General features: G+C 63.9%; 14 protein-coding genes. 6 read left to right on the top strand and 8 right to left on the bottom strand.

All coding sequences use genetic code 11. The annotated features are described in order from the left end of the window. Window positions 1-81: 81 nt before the first annotated feature. Window positions 82-2,454 carry a phosphoenolpyruvate synthase gene (gene ppsA, locus HBJ55_RS11600; protein WP_167114585.1) on the bottom strand — a complete coding sequence of 791 codons (2,373 nt, stop codon included), beginning with the start codon at window positions 2,452-2,454 and terminating at the stop codon, window positions 82-84. Window positions 2,455-2,701: 247 nt separating this feature from the next. Between ppsA and ppsR the strand changes: the two genes are divergently transcribed. Then, window positions 2,702-3,535: a posphoenolpyruvate synthetase regulatory kinase/phosphorylase PpsR gene (gene ppsR, locus HBJ55_RS11595; RefSeq protein WP_167114582.1), complete on the top strand. Its 834-nt coding sequence runs from the start codon at window positions 2,702-2,704 to the stop codon at window positions 3,533-3,535. Between the two features lie 18 nt (window positions 3,536-3,553). Further along, window positions 3,554-4,336, top strand: a complete 783-nt coding sequence (locus HBJ55_RS11590; RefSeq protein WP_338072007.1) for a DUF3750 domain-containing protein — start codon at window positions 3,554-3,556, stop codon at window positions 4,334-4,336. Window positions 4,337-4,352: 16 nt separating this feature from the next. Here HBJ55_RS11590 and HBJ55_RS11585 read toward each other — a convergent pair whose 3' ends face one another. The 6 genes from HBJ55_RS11585 to HBJ55_RS11560 all read right to left on the bottom strand — a co-directional run bounded on the left by HBJ55_RS11585 (window position 4,353) and on the right by HBJ55_RS11560 (window position 11,631). Then, the gene (locus HBJ55_RS11585) at window positions 4,353-5,567 is read right to left on the bottom strand and encodes a CaiB/BaiF CoA transferase family protein (RefSeq protein WP_167114579.1); all 1,215 of its coding nucleotides are present in this window, start codon (window positions 5,565-5,567) and stop codon (window positions 4,353-4,355) included. 24 nt (window positions 5,568-5,591) lie between these two features. After that, window positions 5,592-6,773 (bottom strand): acyl-CoA dehydrogenase, encoded by a 1,182-nt coding sequence (locus HBJ55_RS11580; protein WP_167114575.1) that lies wholly within the window; start codon window positions 6,771-6,773, stop codon window positions 5,592-5,594. A gap of 72 nt (window positions 6,774-6,845) precedes the next feature. Next, window positions 6,846-8,267 carry an MATE family efflux transporter gene (locus tag HBJ55_RS11575; protein WP_206022519.1) on the bottom strand — a complete coding sequence of 474 codons (1,422 nt, stop codon included), beginning with the start codon at window positions 8,265-8,267 and terminating at the stop codon, window positions 6,846-6,848. A gap of 67 nt (window positions 8,268-8,334) precedes the next feature. Next, entirely contained in the window at window positions 8,335-9,237 is a 903-nt protein-coding gene (mmsB, locus tag HBJ55_RS11570; RefSeq protein ID WP_167114572.1) for a 3-hydroxyisobutyrate dehydrogenase, read from the bottom strand. Window positions 9,238-9,290: 53 nt separating this feature from the next. After that, a complete protein-coding gene (locus tag HBJ55_RS11565) occupies window positions 9,291-10,445 on the bottom strand; it encodes an enoyl-CoA hydratase/isomerase family protein (protein ID WP_167114569.1) in 1,155 nt (384 codons plus the stop codon). Between the two features lie 19 nt (window positions 10,446-10,464). After that, entirely contained in the window at window positions 10,465-11,631 is a 1,167-nt protein-coding gene (locus HBJ55_RS11560) for an acyl-CoA dehydrogenase family protein (RefSeq protein ID WP_167114566.1), read from the bottom strand. A gap of 235 nt (window positions 11,632-11,866) precedes the next feature. Between HBJ55_RS11560 and HBJ55_RS11555 the strand changes: the two genes are divergently transcribed. Continuing rightward, window positions 11,867-12,307 carry a MerR family transcriptional regulator gene (locus HBJ55_RS11555; protein WP_206022517.1) on the top strand — a complete coding sequence of 147 codons (441 nt, stop codon included), beginning with the start codon at window positions 11,867-11,869 and terminating at the stop codon, window positions 12,305-12,307. Window positions 12,308-12,404: 97 nt separating this feature from the next. Further along, window positions 12,405-14,108: an AMP-binding protein gene (locus HBJ55_RS11550; RefSeq protein ID WP_167114564.1), complete on the top strand. Its 1,704-nt coding sequence runs from the start codon at window positions 12,405-12,407 to the stop codon at window positions 14,106-14,108. Between the two features lie 74 nt (window positions 14,109-14,182). On the opposite strand, the gene gcvA is transcribed toward HBJ55_RS11550, so the two are convergent. After that, window positions 14,183-15,070, bottom strand: a complete 888-nt coding sequence (gene gcvA / locus HBJ55_RS11545; RefSeq protein ID WP_167114561.1) for a transcriptional regulator GcvA — start codon at window positions 15,068-15,070, stop codon at window positions 14,183-14,185. A gap of 119 nt (window positions 15,071-15,189) precedes the next feature. Here gcvA and amaB point away from each other — a divergent pair, with 119 nt between their 5' ends. Beyond that, complete coding sequence (amaB, locus tag HBJ55_RS11540) at window positions 15,190-16,683, top strand: L-piperidine-6-carboxylate dehydrogenase (protein WP_167114559.1); 1,494 nt, start codon at window positions 15,190-15,192, stop codon at window positions 16,681-16,683. A 73-nt stretch (window positions 16,684-16,756) separates the two neighbouring features. Further along, entirely contained in the window at window positions 16,757-18,037 is a 1,281-nt protein-coding gene (gene amaA / locus HBJ55_RS11535; protein WP_167114556.1) for an L-pipecolate oxidase, read from the top strand. The last annotated feature ends 16 nt before the right edge of the window (window positions 18,038-18,053 follow it).

Genomic DNA, 18,053 nt, shown 5'->3' with positions numbered 1-18,053 from the left:
TAAGAGTTGTACAGCATAGGCGAAAAAAAGCCCGATTAAGAGTCATCAATCGGGCAAGTTTGTAAACCTAATCAGAATTAGCTATGAGAGTGTTTCCCCCGCCAGCATGAACCAGGTCTCGAGTACCGCGTCGGGATTGAGCGATACGGAATCGATGCCTTGCTCCATGAGCCATTTGGCAAGATCGGGGTGGTCGGACGGTCCCTGACCACAGATGCCGACGTACTTGCCGTTGGCCTTGCAGGCCTGGATGGCCATGGCCAGCAGGCGTTTCACCGCAGGATTACGCTCGTCGAACAGGTGCGCCACGATACCCGAGTCGCGATCCAGGCCCAACGTAAGTTGGGTCAGATCGTTGGAGCCGATAGAGAAGCCATCGAAATGCTCGAGGAATTCCTCGGCCAGCAGCGCATTGGCCGGCAATTCGCACATCATGATTACCTTGAGCCCGTTGTCACCCCGCTTGAGCCCATTGGCTGCCATCAGTTCGACGACCTCGCGCGCCTCTTCGGTAGTGCGCACGAACGGCACCATGATCTCGATGTTGTCCAATCCCATCACGTCACGCACGCGCTTGAGCGCCCGGCACTCTAGCTCGAAGCAGGGACGGAAGGCATCGGAGACATAGCGTGAGGCGCCACGGAAGCCGAGCATGGGATTCTCCTCGCCCGGTTCGTAGAGCTTGCCGCCGATCAGGTTCTCGTATTCGTTAGACTTGAAATCGGAGAGCCGCACGATCACCCGCTGCGGGTGGAACGCCGCCGCCAGGGTAGAAATGCCCTCGACCAGCTTGTCGACGTAGAAATCCACGGGACTGGCATAGCCGGCAGTACGCAGGTTGATGGTCTGCTGCAGGTCGAGTGGCAGGGTGTCGTATTCGAGCAGTGCCTTGGGATGCACGCCGATCATGCGGTTGATGATGAACTCCAGGCGCGCCAGGCCGACGCCGGCGTGAGGCAAGCTGGCGAAGCTGAAGGCGCGATCGGGGTTGCCGACATTCATCATGATCTTGAACGGGATCTCGGGCATCGAGTCGACGCTGGTAACACGGCGATCGTAATCCAGCAAACCCTCGTAGACATGGCCGGTGTCGCCCTCGGCGCAGGAAACCGTGACGTCGCGGCCGTCCTCGAGGATATCGGTGGCGTCGCCGCAGCCCACCACGGCGGGGATGCCCAGCTCGCGCGCGATGATCGCCGCATGGCAGGTACGGCCACCGCGATTGGTAACGATCGCCGAGGCGCGCTTCATGATCGGCTCCCAGTCGGGGTCGGTCATATCAGTGACCAGCACATCGCCGGCGTTGACCTTGTCCATCTCTTCCGGGGTGAACACGATCTTCACCGCCCCGCGGCCTATGCGCTGGCCGATAGCCCGGCCAGTGACCAAGGTGCGTCCCTTCTCCTTGAGGTGGAAACGCTCGAGCTTGCCACCCTCCTGCTGGGACACCACGGTCTCCGGACGCGCCTGCACGATGTAGAGTTCACCGTCGTCGCCGTCCAGCGCCCATTCGATGTCCATCGGCCGACCGTAGTGCTGCTCGATAGTGACCGCCTGGCGAGCCAGCGCCATGACCTGGTCATCGCTGATGCAGAAGCGGGCACGATCTTTGAGCGGCACGTCTACCGTGGAGACCGACTTGCCGGCACTGGCATCGTCACTGTAGATCATCTTGATCAGCTTGGAGCCGAGGTTGCGGCGCAGCACCGCAGGCCGGCCAGCGGCCAGGGTCGACTTGTGCACGTAGAACTCATCGGGGTTGACCGAGCCCTGCACCACCGTCTCGCCCAGGCCCCAGGAAGCGGTGACGAACACTGCATCGCGGTAGCCCGACTCCGTATCCAGCGTGAACATCACGCCAGAGGCTCCGGTCTCCGAGCGCACCATCTTCTGGATACCCGCCGATAGCGCCACGTTCTCGTGGGCGTAGCCGCGGTGCACGCGGTAGGAAATGGCGCGGTCGTTGAATAGCGAGGCGAACACCTCGTGCACGGCACGCTTGATATTGTCGAAGCCCTCGATATTGAGGAAGGTTTCCTGCTGTCCGGCGAAGGAGGCATCGGGCAAGTCCTCGGCGGTAGCCGAGCTGCGCACCGCCGCCTTGAGGTTCGGGTGCTGGCTGGCAAGCTTGTCGTAGGCGGTGCGCAGATGCTCCTCGAAGGTCGGCGGCAGCGGCGTCTCGATCACCCATTGGCGGATCTCCGCGCCGACTCGCGAGAGTTCTGCGACATCGTCGACGTCGAGACGCTTCAACGCCTGATTGATACGCTCGTTGAGCCCCTCATGAGCGAGGAATTCGCGGTAGGCATGGGCAGTGGTGGCAAAGCCGCCAGGTACGGTGACGCCAGCTCCCGAAAGGTTGGAGATCATCTCGCCGAGAGAGGCGTTCTTGCCACCCACCCGCTCCACATCGTCCATGCCGAGCTGATCGAACCACAGGATGTAGTCTTCCACGTAACCCCCTTGAATGTCCGTTGCCTAGGCTTCAGGCGAAAGCGCAATGCTGCCCACCTTAAACGCAAGCGGCCATATTCGCCATTGGTCTAACATCGAAGTCACTGGAGGTTTTTTACAACAATTGCCCGATTCCTGCGTTTCCTGTAGTCGGGAGGCATCGACAGGCACTGGAGTCACGCCTTGCCGACGGCGCCACGAGCGCTGACAATGAGATATTCGAATCATCACGGATACCCTCGACACCATGTCCCGAACCGCCTTCTTCATCTCCGACGGCACCGGCATCACCGCCGAGAGCCTGGGTCGTAGCCTGCTTGCGCAGTTCGAGAACGTCGAGCTGCGCATGCTCACCAAGCCCTATATCGACACTCTCGACAAGGCGCGAACCCTGGTCGATATCATTACGGGCGCCGCGGCGCGTGATGGCGAGGAGCCGATCATCATCGACACCATCGTCGACGAATCGATTCGGGAGGTGATCCGCAGCGCGCCCGGCTTCAAGATCGATATCTTCTCGACCTTCCTCAAGCCGCTGGAAAAGGAGCTCGGCACTCACTCGAGCTATACCGTGGGCCGCACCCACTCCATCGGCCAGGACGAGGTCTACATGGATCGCATTCACTCGGTCCACTTCGCCCTGGACAACGACGACGGTGCCCGCACCCACCAATACAACCAGGCCGACGTCATCCTGATCGGGGTGTCACGCTGCGGCAAGACGCCGACCTCGCTCTACCTCGCCCTGCAGTTCGGTATTCGCGCCGCCAACTATCCGCTCACCGAGGACGATCTCGACGAGGATGGCAGTCTCAAGCTGCCACGGGCCCTCGCCCAGCACCGCCACAAACTGTTCGGGCTGACCATTGACCCCCGCCGGCTGGCCGCCATTCGCCATGAACGGCGCCCCAACAGCCGCTACAGCTCGCTGGACCAGTGCGTCCAGGAAGTGGAGCAGGCCGAAGGGCTCTACCGCCAGATGCACATCCCCTATATCGACACCACGCGCTTCTCCATCGAGGAGATCTCGACCCGCATGATTGCCGAGACGGGGCTGACGCGCCGCTTCTCGCCGCGCTGAGCGGAAGGGAGCCTCGCCGTGCTCAGGCTACTCCTCGGTGCGTTGACCCTGGTTTTGCTGCTGGGCGGCGGGCCACTCTATATGTGGGGTTTCGGCGGCATCGATACTCGGGGTGACTGGCGCAGCGCCGATCGTAGCAGCATGGGGCTGGCGCCCGACCCGACCCAGACCCACGCCGCTGTCGTCCAGGTCTATTCGGCCCGGGCCTTCGACTGGCGCGGCATCTTTGCCGTACACGCCTGGGTAGCGACCAAGCCACGAGGTGCCGCGCACTATACCGTGCACCAGGTCACCGGATGGGGATACCCCGCCCTCTCCTCACGTATTGGCGGCCCCGACCGCGCCTGGTTCGGCAGCCAACCCACCGTACATGCCACCCTGTGCGGCAGAGAGGCCGAGCGTGCCATCGAACGCATCGAAACCATCCTGCCGGACTACCCCTATCGCGACCGTTACCGCGCCTGGCCCGGTCCCAACAGCAATACCTTCGTGGCCTGGCTGATCCGCGAGATACCGGAACTCTCCGTATCGCTACCGTCCACTGCCATCGGCAAGGACTTTCTGGGCGACGAACTGGTGGCGACCAGTCCCAGTGGCACGGGGGTTCAGGTCTCACTGGGCGGCTTGGTCGGTGCCGCAGTGGGACTGCAAGAGGGCCTGGAACTCAATCTTGGCGGGTTGATACTCGGCATCGACCCAGCTGCGCTGGGTATCAAGCTTCCGGGAATCGGCACTCTGGGGTTGCTGACTCCCGCATACGGCCAGTCACCGGGAGAGTGTCCCGCCGTGGCGGCGGGCTAAGCGGCTCGTCCCCAAGCTAGCGCACGATACCCTCGCGCCGCAGCCGCTCGATATCGTCGGCGGTCAGGCCCATCTCGGCGAGTATCGTATCGCTGTCCTGGCCCAGCCGGGGCGGTGCCACCTCGCTCACGGCGGGCTGGCTGTCGAAGCGCAGCGGACAGGCCACCTGCGGTACCTCGAGCTCACCACGCTTCAACGTGCGCTGCATATGTCGATGCTTGATCTGGGGATCGTCGAAGACTTCGGCGATGGTATTGATCGGCCCGGCAGGAATGCCGCGAGCCTCGAGCTCGGCAAGCCATTCATCGCGCTTTCGCGTCAGGAAGATCGCCTGGATCCGCGGCACCAATACGTCACGATTGCCCACGCGGGCGGCATTAGTAGAATATGCCGGATCGTCAGCCCATTCGGGATGACCCAGCAACTCGGCCAACCGCGTGAACTGACCGTCGTTGCCCACCGTCAGGACCAGATGACCGTCGGCACAGGCAAAGGCCTGATAGGGCACGATGTTGGGATGGGCGTTGCCATGGCGTTCGGGCGAGACGCCACTGACCAGTGCGTTGAGTGCCTGATTGGCCAGTGCCGCTACCTGCACGTCGAGCAGCGCCACGTCCACGTGTCGCCCTTCACCGGTGCGGTCTCGCTCATGCAGCGCAGCGAGCACGCCTATGGTGGCATAGAGCCCTGTCATCACGTCGGTGATCGCCACGCCGGTCTTCATCGGCATGCCATCCGGCTCGCCGCCGATACTCATCAGCCCGCCCATGGCCTGGATCATGAAGTCATAGCCGGCACGGTGCGCATAGGGACCATCCTGGCCGAAGCCGGTGATCGAACAGCCTATCAGCCGTGGGTTGAGCGTCTTCAGGCTGGCGTAGTCCAGGCCGTACTTGGCCAGGCCGCCGACCTTGAAGTTCTCGAGCACGATATCGGCACCCTCGGCGAGCTGACGGATCAGCGCCTGGCCCCGCTCGCTTGCGATATCCACCGCCAGAGACTGCTTGCCACGGTTGGCGCACAGAAAATAGGCCGCCACCCTCTCGACGCTTCCCGCCTCCAGGTCTTCGCCAAGCCACGGCGGCCCCCAGCCGCGGGTGTCGTCGCCGCGCTCGGGGTGCTCGATCTTGATCACACGCGCGCCGAGGTCGGCGAGCAGCTGGCCGGCCCAAGGGCCGGCCAGCACGCGCGACATATCGAGCACCACGATACCGTCAAGCGGTCCGCTCATGCTCCCTCCTCGCGTCATCGCATATCAATTGGCGAAAGCCTGGATACCGGTCTGCGCCCGACCAAGAATCAAGGCGTGCACATCGTGGGTACCTTCGTAGGTGTTGACCGCCTCGAGGTTCATCATGTGGCGAATCACGTGATATTCGTCGGCGATGCCGTTGCCGCCGTGCATGTCGCGGGCGACGCGGGCGATGTCCAGCGCCTTGCCACAGTTGTTGCGCTTGATCAGCGAGATCGCCTCCGGCACCAACTGGCCCGCGTCGATCATGCGGCCCACGCGCAGCGCCGCCTGCAGGCCCAGCGCAATCTCGGTCTGCATGTCGGCGAGCTTCTTCTGGATCAGCTGATTGGCGGCCAGCGGACGGCCGAACTGCTTGCGGTCAAGGGTGTACTGGCGGGCGGCGTGCCAGCAGGCCTCGGCGGCGCCCATGCTGCCCCAGGCGATACCGTAGCGGGCGCGGTTGAGGCACGAGAACGGCCCCTTGAGCCCGGTGACGCCCGGCAAGCGCTGCTCGTCGGTCACTTCCACATCCTGCATGGCGATCTGCCCGGTAACGGAGGCACGCAGGCTGAATTTGCCTTCGATCTTGGGAGCCGAAAGCCCTTTCATGCCCTTCTCGAGAATGAAGCCGTTGACCACGCCCTGCTCGTCCCGCGCCCACACCACGAAGACGTCGGCGATCGGTGAGTTGGTAATCCAGGTCTTGGTGCCGTTGAGGCGCCAGCCGTTGTCGGTGCGCACGGCGCGGGTGGACATGTTGCCCGGGTCGGAACCGTGATCCGGCTCGGTGAGGCCGAAAGCCCCCACCCACTCGCCGGTCGCCAGCCTGGGCAGGTATTTCTCGCGCTGCGCTTCACTGCCGAAGGCGTGGATGGGGTACATCACCAGGCTCGACTGCACGCTCATGGCGCTGCGGTAGCCGGAATCGACGCGCTCCACCTCGCGAGCGATCAGGCCGTAGCTGACGTAGTTCATGCCGGCACAGCCATAGCCGTCGATAGTTGCGCCGAGCAGGCCCAGCTCGCCCATCTCGTTCATGATCTCGCGGTCGAAGCGCTCGTGGCGGTTGGCCTCGAGCGCACGCGGCATCAGCTTGTCCTGGCAATAATCGTGTGCGGTCTGAAGTACCATGCGCTCGTCTTCGTCGAGCTGGTCGATCAGACGGAACGGGTCTTCCCAAGTAACGGGGGTGATCTGGCTCATGGCGACTCTCCTGGTAAAATTTCTACATTTTTATCGAATGTAGACCAAACCAGATTCTCTGCCAACCCTTCGTCATGTTTTTTTCTCGAGGGAATCATTCGATTCAACCTTGGGTGCGACGGGGAGCATGGCGTCGAGCCGCCGGCGCAGGGTGCGCCATGCCACCAGCCCCACCAGCACGTTGGCCAGGAACAAGCCGACGAAGATGCCTCGAGTATCGCCAATCACACTACCCACCCAGGCCAGCGGCACCGTAAGCAGGAACAGCCGGATCACCGAGAGGCGCATGGCCCGGGAAGGTTCGTGCAGGGCATTGAACGATGACACCGCCAGGATCACCACGCCCTGGGCGCCGAGGCCCAGCGGCACCCACCATAGAAAGTCGCGTAGAACCGATCCCGTCGCCTCCCCGGCGGTATAGCCATCCACCAGCCAGGGGGCCAGCAGTTGCAGCAGCAGCCATACGCCGAGCTGCCAAGCCAGCACGAACACGAAGCAGCCGAAGATGGCCCGCCGCACGCGCTCGTGCTGACCAGCCCCTACGTTCTGGCTGACCAGCGGCGGCAGCGTCATCGACAGAGCCAGCACGGCGATCTGGGCAATGGCCTCGATACGCGTGCCGACACCATAACCCGCCACGGCCTGGTGGCCATGACCGGCGACGATGCGCGTTATCAGAGCCAGGGCCAAGGGCGTGAATACGCTGGTGATGGCGGCAGGCAGAGCGATCCGCGACAGCTCACGCCAGGAAGCCACGAGCCCGCCGAGGGTGAGTCGGCGCAGATCGAGACAGTCGCGCAGCTCGCGCTGCCAGAACAGTGCCGCTGTCATCGCGCCCCAGCTCAGCACCGTGGCCAAGGCCGCGCCCTGTACACCCAGCGCAGGGAATGGCCCCACGCCGAAGATCAGCAGCCAGTCGAGCAGGCCGTTGAGCAGCGCGGCCAGCGCCATCATCAACCCGGGGATGAGCGTATTGCCCTGGGCACGCAAGACGCTGTTGAGTACGCGCGGTACGATCACCGCCGCCGCGCCCAGGTACCAGATACCCATGTAGTCCTGGATCAGCGGCATCAGCTCTGCATCGGCCCCCAATAGCCGGAACATCGGCTCGAGCGTGGTCAGGCCCAGCAGGCTCAACAGCACGCCAGCCACCAGCGCCAGCAGCGCGGCATCGGTGGCACGTCGCCGGACGGTCTCGATATCGCCCTGCCCCAGGCGCCGGGCCACTACCGCCGAGGTGCCGATCCCCAGGCCAATGGCCAGGCTGATCACCGCGAACACCACCGGGAAGGTGAACGATACCGCCGCCAGCGGCGCCGGCCCCAGCCGTGAGACGAACCAGGTATCGACCAGGTTGAAACTCATCATGGCAATCATGCCGCCCACCACGGGCAGGCACTTGCGTAGCAGGGTCAGGGCGATGGGGCCTTCGAGCAGCTCACGGCGCACGGGGCGTCGCGAGCCGCCTTCAGCGGAGGAAGGAGACGTTGACATGGGACCTCGAAACGAGAAACGAGCAAAGGATTGTGCCCGTTTCTCGCCAAGCAGCCAAAAGCGGGGTTCAGCTCTCCTCGCCCGAGCGGTAGAGCTTCTGAATGCTGGAGAAGTCGAGTCCACCGTTGCCCTGGGCCGAGTGCAGGGCAAACAAGTTGCGCGCCTGGGAGCCCATTGGCACGGTGGCCTTGCAGCCCAATGCCAACTCCCAGGCCAATCCCAGATCCTTGGCCATCAGGTCGGTAAGGAAGCCGCCCTGATAGTCGCGCGAGGCGGCGGAGCCTTCCATCACGCCAGGCCAGGGGTTATAGACGTTGAGCGCCCAGTTGCCGCCGCTGCTCTGCTTCATGATCTCGGACAGCACGGCCGGGTCGAGGCCATTCTTGACGCCCAGGGCCAGGGCCTCGGCAGTACCGCTCATGAGAATGCCGAGCAGCATGTTGTTGCAGATCTTGGCCACCTGGCCGGCACCGATCTCCCCGGCGTGGAAGATGTTCCTGCCCATGCCCTCGAGCACCGGCCTGGCCTGCTCGAAGCCGGCCTGGCTGCCACCGACGATGAAGGTCAGGGTGCCGGCCTGGGCGCCCCCGACGCCGCCGGAGACCGGTGCATCGAGGTAGGTCAAGCCGCGCTCGGTAGCCGCGGCGCCAACGAAACGGGCATCCTCCGGCGAGATGGTGGAGGCATCGATGATCAGTGGCTTGCCATCCAGGGCATCGAAGAGCCCCGGCGAGTCCTCGCGACCGAGATAGAGGCGGCGCACATGCTGGCCGGCCGGCAACATGGAGATGACCACCTCGGCATCACTGGCCGCGCTCTGGGCGCTGGCACAAGCGTTGGCCCCCGCTTCCTCGAGGCGTTTCATGGCGGCATCGACCAGATCGAAGACGCTGACCTCATGACCGGCCTTGACCAGATTGTGGGCCATCGGGGCGCCCATGTTGCCGAGGCCGATGAAGGCGATTTTCATGCGAGCTGCTCCTGGTTGTCGTTATAGAAAGTGAATCTCTGGAATCGATAGGTTCAGGTCATTCGTTTGCCACTGCCGAGGTCGCGCAAGGGATGCTCCTCTCCGCTCCACAGCGGTGCCAACAGCGCCTGCAGATCCTCTTCAGGTACATCATCGACGCTCTCGTGCAGCCATTTGGGGTTCTTGTCCTTGTCGATCAGCAGGGCTCGCACACCTTCGGCGATATCGCCTTGGCGGCAGCACTGCACCGAGAGGTTGAGCTCATCGCGAAAGGCATCGGCCAGGCTGGTATGGCGATGGCGTTCGAGCATGCGCCAGACCAGATGGGCACTCAGCGGACTGCCGGCCTCGAGCCGCTTGCGGTTGGCGGCAAGCCACGCATCGTCGCGATCGTCCTGCAGGATACGCTTCACTGCCACCGGGGCATCCACCTGACCGCAGAGGGCCTGGAGATGGTCGAGCAACGGCCAGACCTGGGCGTCCGGTGCCTGGGCGCGATCCTCGAGTTCGTCGAGCACCCGCTGTACGCCGGCCTCGAGGTCGCGAGGGCTACGCGAACCGTAGTCGGCTTCGCCGAGGGCTTCGAGCAACGCATCGCGTCGCTCGCGCGGCACGAAGTGGTCGGCCAGCCCCAGGTCCAGCGCATCGCGGGCGTTGAGCTGGGCCCCGGTGATCCCGAGATAGGCCCCCACCCCCGGCGGCATGCGATTGAGGAACCAGCTGGCGCCGATGTCCGGGTAGAGGCCGATGGTGATCTCGGGCATGGCGATCAGCGTGGTCTGCGTTGCCAAGCGCCGCGAGGCACCCGCCATCAGGCCCAGCCCACCACCCATGACGATACCGTCGCCCCACACCAGGACCGGCTTGGGGTAGGTATGGATGCGATAATCGAGGCGATATTCCGTGGTGAAATAGGTCTCGGCGAAGAGGCTGTCGCGTCCGGCACCGCGGTTGTCGCCCTCTTCGGTCATCGAGCGGTACAGCGCCACCACGTCGCCCCCGGCACAGAAAGCTTTCTCCCCCGCGCCCTCCAGCCACACCGCGACGATACTGCGATCCACCGCCCAGGCCTCGAGCTTGGCGTCCAACTGTCGCGCCATGTCCAGCGTCAGTGCATTGAGCGACTTCGGCGAGTTGAGGGTGGCGACACCGATCCTCCCCCCGTCGCGGGTCGGCAACTCATCGAAGATGACCGCAAGGTCCGTCATGCCACTATTCTCCTTCTGATTATTGCAACGCTTCGATCATGCCGTCCGCCAGCAGGCGGCGGGCCACGATCACACGCATGATCTCGTTAGTGCCCTCGAGAATCTGGTGCACTCGGGTATCGCGCACCATGCGCTCCAGGGGGAACTCCCTCAAGTAACCATATCCTCCATGCAGCTGCAGCGCCTCGTTGCAGACGTTGAAGCCCATGTCGGTGGCGAAGCGCTTGGCCATGGCACAGTAGGCGGTGGCCTCCGGGTCGCTCTGGTCGAGCCGCCAGGCGGCATGGCGCACCATCAGCCGCGCCGCAGAGAGTTCGGTGGCCATGTCGGCAAGCTTGAACTGCAGCGCCTGGAAATGCGCCAGCTCGCGGCCGAACTGCTTGCGCTCCTGCAGATAGTTGCGCGACAGGGTCAGGGCGTGCTGGGCTGCCCCCAGCGAACAGCTGGCGATGTTCAGGCGGCCACCATCAAGCCCCTTCATGGCCAGCTTGAAGCCTTCACCCTCCTCGCCCAGGCGATTGCCGATCGGCACGCGCACCCCATCGAAGCTGACCAGGCGGGTGGGCTGACTCTTCCAACCCATCTTCTCCTCGTTCTTGCCGTACTCGATGCCCGCGGCGTCCGCGGGCACCAAGATCGCCGACACCCCGCCGGCACCGCTGTCGGGTGCGCCGGTGCGCGCCATGACTACCAGCACGTCATTAGCGCCGGCGCCGGAAATGAACATCTTGGAGCCGCTGATGACATACTCGTCACCCTCGCGCACGGCCTTGGTCCGCAGGCTGGCCGCATCCGAGCCGGAACCGGGCTCGGTCAGGCAATAACAGCCCAGGCACTCGCCGCCGATCAGCCGCTCGACCCATGTCTCGCGCAGCGCCTCGTTGCCCCAGCTCGCCACCATCCAGGCCACCATGTTGTGAATGGTAAGATAGGCGGTCGTGGAGATGCAGCCCTGGGAGAGCTGCTCGAAGATCAACGAAGCATCCAGCCGCGACAGCCCCAGGCCACCGCGCTCTTCTGGAATGTAGATGCCCAGGAACCCCGCTTCGCCGGCGCGACGAATGACCTCGACCGGAAAATAAGAGGTGGCGTCCCATTCGGCGGCATGGTCGGCCAGCTCGGCTCGCGAGAAGTCCGCGGCAGCCTGGACGAGCGCCTTCTGGTCATCGGTAAGAGAGAAATCCATCCGGGTAACCTCGTGTGTTTTGTTTGTCAGGCCGCATGCCAAAGCGCGACTCAGCCCCCGCCGCTGACCAGGGAAACGCAAAGCGCTTGATGCCGACCAACCTAGCACTTGCTAGGTTTTACCGCACACATCCCTTGGTCGACAACCACTTTACGTTAACGTCAACGTCGTCTAGTGTTGCGATTACGTGGCGAGACACCGCACGACGGCCCGCCCTACACATAGGAAGGTAGCAATGAGCACACCCAAACCGGAAGCCACACTCGCGGTCAACGGCAGCCTGTCCCGGCATCGCCGCACCTACTCCATCGGCGAACTGGCCCGGATGTTCGAGGTGACGCCACGCACCATCCGTTTCTACGAACAGGAAGGATTGCTGGCGCCGGAGCGCCGTGGCCAGACCCGCATCTATCATGAGAAGGACCGCGTTCGCCTCAAGCTGACCCTGCGCGGCAAGCGGCTGGGTTTCTCACTGGCCGAGATTCGCGAGGTCATCGAGATGTACGACGCCATGCCCGACGGCAACGCGCGCCAGCTCAAGCGCTTGCTGGAGATTCTGTCCGACAAGCGTAGCAACATGGAGCGCCAGCTGGAGGACATTCGCCTGATGCAGCGTGAACTCGACGACGTGGAGATGCGCGCACGCGAAGTCCTGGAGCGCCTCGACCAGAATTGACCGAAACGCCGCGGCGTCCTTGCAGTATCAGCCCCAGTGATCGGCATCCAGCGGCAACCGATTATTTGCAAACTGCCACAACAAGACGGGTAACACGATGACACGCCAAGCACTTCAAGAACGCGTCCCGAACAGTTACGTCAGCGGTATCAGCGACACGCCGCTGAAGGGCGAAACCATTGGCGACTGCTTCGACTCGACGGTAGCACGCTTTCCCGACGGCGAAGCCTTGCTCAGCCTGCATCAGGGTCTGCGCTACACCTGGAAGGAATTGCAGCAGGCGGTCAACCAGGCAGCCCGTGCCATGCTCGCCCTGGGCGTGAAGAAAGGCGACCGGGTGGGCATCTGGTCGCCCAACTGCGCCGAGTGGACCATCACCCAGTTCGCCACGGCGAAGATCGGCGCCATTCTGGTCAACATCAACCCCAGCTACCGCACTCACGAGCTGGAGTACGCACTCAAGCAGTCCGGCGCCTCGACGCTGATCCTGCAGGGCCAATTCAAGACCTCCGACTATGTCGCCACCCTCGCCGAGCTGGCACCGGAGCTGCGCGAGGGTGCGCCCTCCACCTTCTCGGCCGCCAAGTTGCCCGAGCTCAAGCGCGTGGTGTGCCTCGACGCCGAGCGTGCACTGACCGGCATGTTCAGCTGGCAGAGCATGCTGGCGCACGCCGACGAGGTTTCAGCCGAACGTCTGGCCGAGATCCAGGCCACGCTGCAGTTCGACGAGCCGATCAATATTCAGTACACCTCCGGTACCACCGGGGCGCCCAAGGGGGCCACGCTCTCTCACCATAACATTCTCAATAACGGCTTCTTCGTTGCCCGCACCATGGGCTTCAGCGAAAAGGACCGCCTGGTGATCCCGGTGCCGCTCTACCATTGCTTCGGCATGGTGATGGGCAACCTGGGCTGCGTGACTCACGGCGCCACCATGATCTACCCGGGCGACGGCTTCGAGCCTGAAGCCACTCTCAGGGCGGTCGCCGACGAGAAAGCCACGGCGCTGTATGGAGTGCCGACCATGTTCATCGCCGAACTGGAGCACCCCAACTTCGCCCAGTACGACCTCTCCACCCTGCGCACCGGTATCATGGCGGGCTCGATCTGCCCCATCGAAGTAATGCGCAAGGTCATCGAAAAGATGCACATGGAAGACGTCACCATCTGCTACGGCATGACCGAGACCAGCCCGGTCAGCACCCAGACCCAGACCGACGCTCCGCTGGAGAAGCGCGTGACCACGGTGGGCACCATCCACCCCCACCTCGAGGTCAAGTTGGTCAGCCCCGAAACCGGAGCGGTGGTGCCGCGCGGCGAGACCGGTGAGCTGTGCACCCGTGGCTACAGTGTGATGCTCGGCTATTGGAACAATGAAGAGGCCACCGCCAAGTCGATCGACAGCGCCGGCTGGATGCACACCGGCGACCTGGCGACCATGGACGAGGACGGCTACATCGCCATCGTCGGGCGCATCAAGGACATGATCATCCGCGGCGGCGAGAACATCTACCCGCGCGAGATCGAGGACTTCCTCTACACTCACCCGGCCATCTCCGACGTGCAGGTCATCGGCGTGCCGGATGAGAAGTACGGTGAAGAGGTCATGGCCTGGGTCAAGCTGGCAGATGGACAACAGCTCAGTGCCGACGAGCTCAAGGAGTTCTGCAAGGGCAAGATCGCCCACTACAAGATTCCGCGCTACGTGAAGTTCGTCGACGAGTTTCCGATGACCGTCACCGGCAAGATCCAGAAGTTCAAGATGCGCGAGGAAGCCACCCACGAGCTGGGCCTGGCCTGAACGCATCGCGGCTCCGCACTTGCCCGCCCCTCACCGCGCCCCTGCTCCGCCAGGGGCGCTTGCCGTTTACCGCCTCACGCAATTCGCTCGCCAATCCAGTCGATGAAGGCACGCACCTTGTAGAGATCGGCCATGTGCTCGGGGTAGGCCATGTAGTAGGCATCCCGGCTCTTAAGGCTGAAGGACCAGGGAACCACCAGCTTGCCCTCGTCGATCTCCTCCTGGGCGAGAAAGCGCGGCACCAGGGCCACACCGCAGCCGGCCTGTGCCGCCCGCAGTGCCATATAGAAGGTATCGAAGCGAGGCCCATGGTAGCTCTGCTCGGTGTACTGGCCCTGGGCATCGAACCAGTCGTGCCAGGCCTCCGGTCGGGTGGTGCTCTGTAGCAGCACCAGCCTGGTCAGGGCCAAGGGCTCGTTCACGCTCATCCCTGCCAGCGCCAACGGGGAGCAGACCGGCACGATCTCCTCGTCGAGCAGCTTGATGCACTCGGCCTTGGGCCAGGCGCCATGGCCGAAGAAGAACGCCACCTCCACCCGCTCCTGCTGCATGTCGAATGGCTCGACGCGATTGCTGATATTGAGATTGATGTTCGGATACCGAAAACGGAAGCCGTTGAGCCGCGGTATCAGCCAGCGTGCTCCGAAGGTGGGCAGGGTGGCAACGTTGAGCACGTCGGCGTCTCCGCCATAGGACTGCATGTAGCGCGTCGACATCTCGACCTGGGCGAGAATCTTGCGCGCCTCGCTCAGGTAGATTGCCCCCTCGGGCGTGAGGTGCAGGCGCCGTCGGATCCGCCGGAACAGCGGGTGCTCCAGGATCGATTCCAGCTGCGCGACCTGCTTGCTCACGGCGCTCTGGGTCAGGCTCAGCTCGTCCGCCGCGCGGGTGAAGCTCAAGTGACGGGCCGCCGCTTCAAAACACTGCAGCCCGGCCAATGAAGGGAGGTGTCGTCGACTCATGAAACTCACAGCATGAAATTAAGGAATGATATGTATCGTAATCATCGCTTGTTGCCGCTTTACGACGCTAGCAATACTTGGAGTCACGATATTCATAGACGATAACGATAGGAGAAAGAATGATCGAATCCCTGATGCAGCGTCTCGGCGTGGCGCCCGAACAGTACCAGCACGGTGAGATCGTGGTCTCCACTCCCATCGATGGCAGCGAGATCGGTCGCGTGCGCATCGCCACCTCCGACGAGGTCGACACGGCCATCGCCAACGCCCAGCAGGCCTTCGAAGCCTGGCGTCAGGTGCCCGCCCCGCGCCGTGGCGAACTGGTGCGCCTGTTCGGCGAACAGCTGCGCCGCCACAAGGAGGACCTGGGCGCCCTGGTGACCTGGGAGTGCGGCAAGATTCTCCAGGAGGGGCTCGGCGAAGTGCAGGAAATGATCGATATCTGCGACCTGGCCGTGGGTCAGTCGCGCCAGCTCTACGGTCTCACCATTGCCTCCGAACGCCCCGGGCATCACATGCGCGAGAGCTGGCATCCGCTCGGCCCGGTGGGGCTGATCACCGCTTTCAACTTCCCAGTCGCCCCCTGGGCATGGAATGCGGCGCTGGCGCTGGTCTGTGGCGACAGCCTGTTATGGAAGCCCTCCGAAAAAACGCCGCTCACGGCCCTTGCCTGCCAGGCACTGCTAGAGCGAGCCATGGCCGAATTCGGCGACGACGCACCCCAGCATCTCAGCCAGGTGATCACGGGCGAGCGCGCCGTTGGCGAGCAGTTGACCGAAGATCCCCGTGTTCCTCTGATCAGCGCCACCGGCAGCACCCGCATGGGCCGAGAGGTAGGCCCCCGTGTCGCCTCTCGCTTCGGCCGCAGTATTCTCGAACTGGGCGGCAACAACTCCATGATCCTCACACCCAGCGCCGATCTCGACATGGCCGTGCGCGCTATCCTCTTCTCGGCGGTGGGTACCGCCGGGCAGCGCTGTACCACCCTGCGCCGTCTGGTCGTGCATCGCTCCATCAAGGAGGACGTCGTGGCCCGCCTCAAGCAGGCTTATGCCGGTATCAGCATCGGCAACCCGCTCGAGGGCAACCTGATCGGGCCACTGATCGATCGCCAGGCCTTCGACACCATGCAGCAGGTGCTGACCCAGGCCCGCGAACAGGGCGCTAGCGTGTTCGGCGGCCAGCGCCAGCTCGCCGAGCAGTATCCCGAGGGCTACTACGTGGCGCCGGCCATCGTCGAGGTCGACGGTCAGAACGACCTGGTGCGGCACGAAACCTTCGCGCCGATTCTCTACGTGATCGACTACGAGCAGCTCGGTGAGGCCATTGCACTGAACAACGACGTGCCCCAGGGGCTCTCTTCCTGCATCTTCACCACCGACGTACGCGAAGCCGAAACCTTCGTCTCCGCGGTGGGCAGCGATTGCGGCATCGCCAACGTCAACATCGGCCCCAGCGGCGCGGAGATCGGCGGCGCCTTCGGTGGCGAGAAGGAAACCGGCGGCGGCCGCGAATCGGGCTCCGACGTGTGGAAGAGCTACATGCGCCGCCAGACCAATACCGTGAACTACTCCCGGGAGCTCCCCCTCGCCCAGGGCATCAAGTTCGATTGAGCCTGCCGCGTCACTGGCCTCGGCGCAGCGCTGCGCCGGGGCCTTTCCAAGTGCTCCAAGTACGGGAGGTACCATGCAGGAACGCTGTCTCTGGCACGACACCTCACCGGAGCCGCCCCTCGATCTGGGAAAGTTGCAGGGCGACCACACTACCGATGTGCTGGTGATCGGCGGCGGCATTACCGGACTCAGCACCGCCCTGCACCTGGCCGAAGCCGGCATCAGCGTGACCCTGATCGAAGCGGGCGACGTGCCCAGTGGCGCTTCGGGGCGCAACGTCGGGCTGGTCAATGCGGGCTTGTGGATTCCGCCGGACGACATAGTCGAGGTTCTTGGCGAGGAGATCGGCGAACGCGCCAACTCCATTCTTGGCGGCGCGCCAGCGCTCGTCTTCTCGTTGATCGAGCGACATGGAATCGAATGCCAGGCGACCCGCACCGGCACGTTGCACCTCGCCCACAACGGCAAGGGCGATCAGGAGTTGGCACGCCGCGCGGAACAGCTACAGCGACGCGGCGCCCCGGTGGAGTTGCTCGAGGCAGACGACTGCCAGCGGCTCGTGGGCACACAGCGCATCCGCCGCGCCCTCCTCGACCATCGCGCCGGCACGCTGAACCCTAACGCCTATACCCGCGGCCTGGCGCGTGCCGCCCAGGCAGTCGGGGCACGCCTCTTCACGCACAGCGCCGCTACCGGGGTCAGCCGAACGGGGGAAGACTGGTCGATTACTACCCCCCATGGCAGCGTCAAGGCCCGGCGTCTGGTACTTGCGACCAATGCCTACACCGAGGATCGCTGGAACGAAATTCGTCATCACTTCTTTCCCGGCTTTTTTTTCCAGGTCGCCTCCCGGCCGCTACCCGAGGAACTGGCCGGCGACATCCTGCCTGAGCGTCAGGGCGCCTGGGATACCCGAATGGTGCTGAGCAGCATGCGCCGCGACGCCGAGGGTCGCTTGATCCTCGGCAGCCTGGGCAAGGGCGACGGCAAGCCCGCCGCCTTCCTGCGCTGCTGGGCCAATCGCATCCAGCGTCATTACTTCCCCCAGTTGGGCAGCATCGAGTGGGAATGCAGTTGGAGCGGGCGAATCGGTTTCACGCCCGATCATACGCTGCGCCTGTTCGAACTCGCGCCTGGGGTACTCGGAGTGTCGGGCTACAACGGCCGCGGTATTACCACCGGCACCGTGGTAGGCAAGGGCTTTGCCCAGTACCTGATCAGCGGCGACGACGACGCGCTGCCCCTGCCGATTCGCTCCCCCAAGCCGATACGCGCCAGGTCGCTGCGAAGTTCCAGCTATGAAGGCGGATTCACGCTCTACCACACCGGACAGTGCCTGCGTGTATTGATCTGAGCCCGCCATGGTCTCT

Origin of the sequence: Billgrantia bachuensis (assembly GCF_011742165.1) — a bacterium.
Classification (GTDB): Bacteria; Pseudomonadota; Gammaproteobacteria; order Pseudomonadales; family Halomonadaceae; genus Halomonas; species Halomonas bachuensis.
This window is presented reverse-complemented; position numbering and strand designations above follow the sequence as displayed.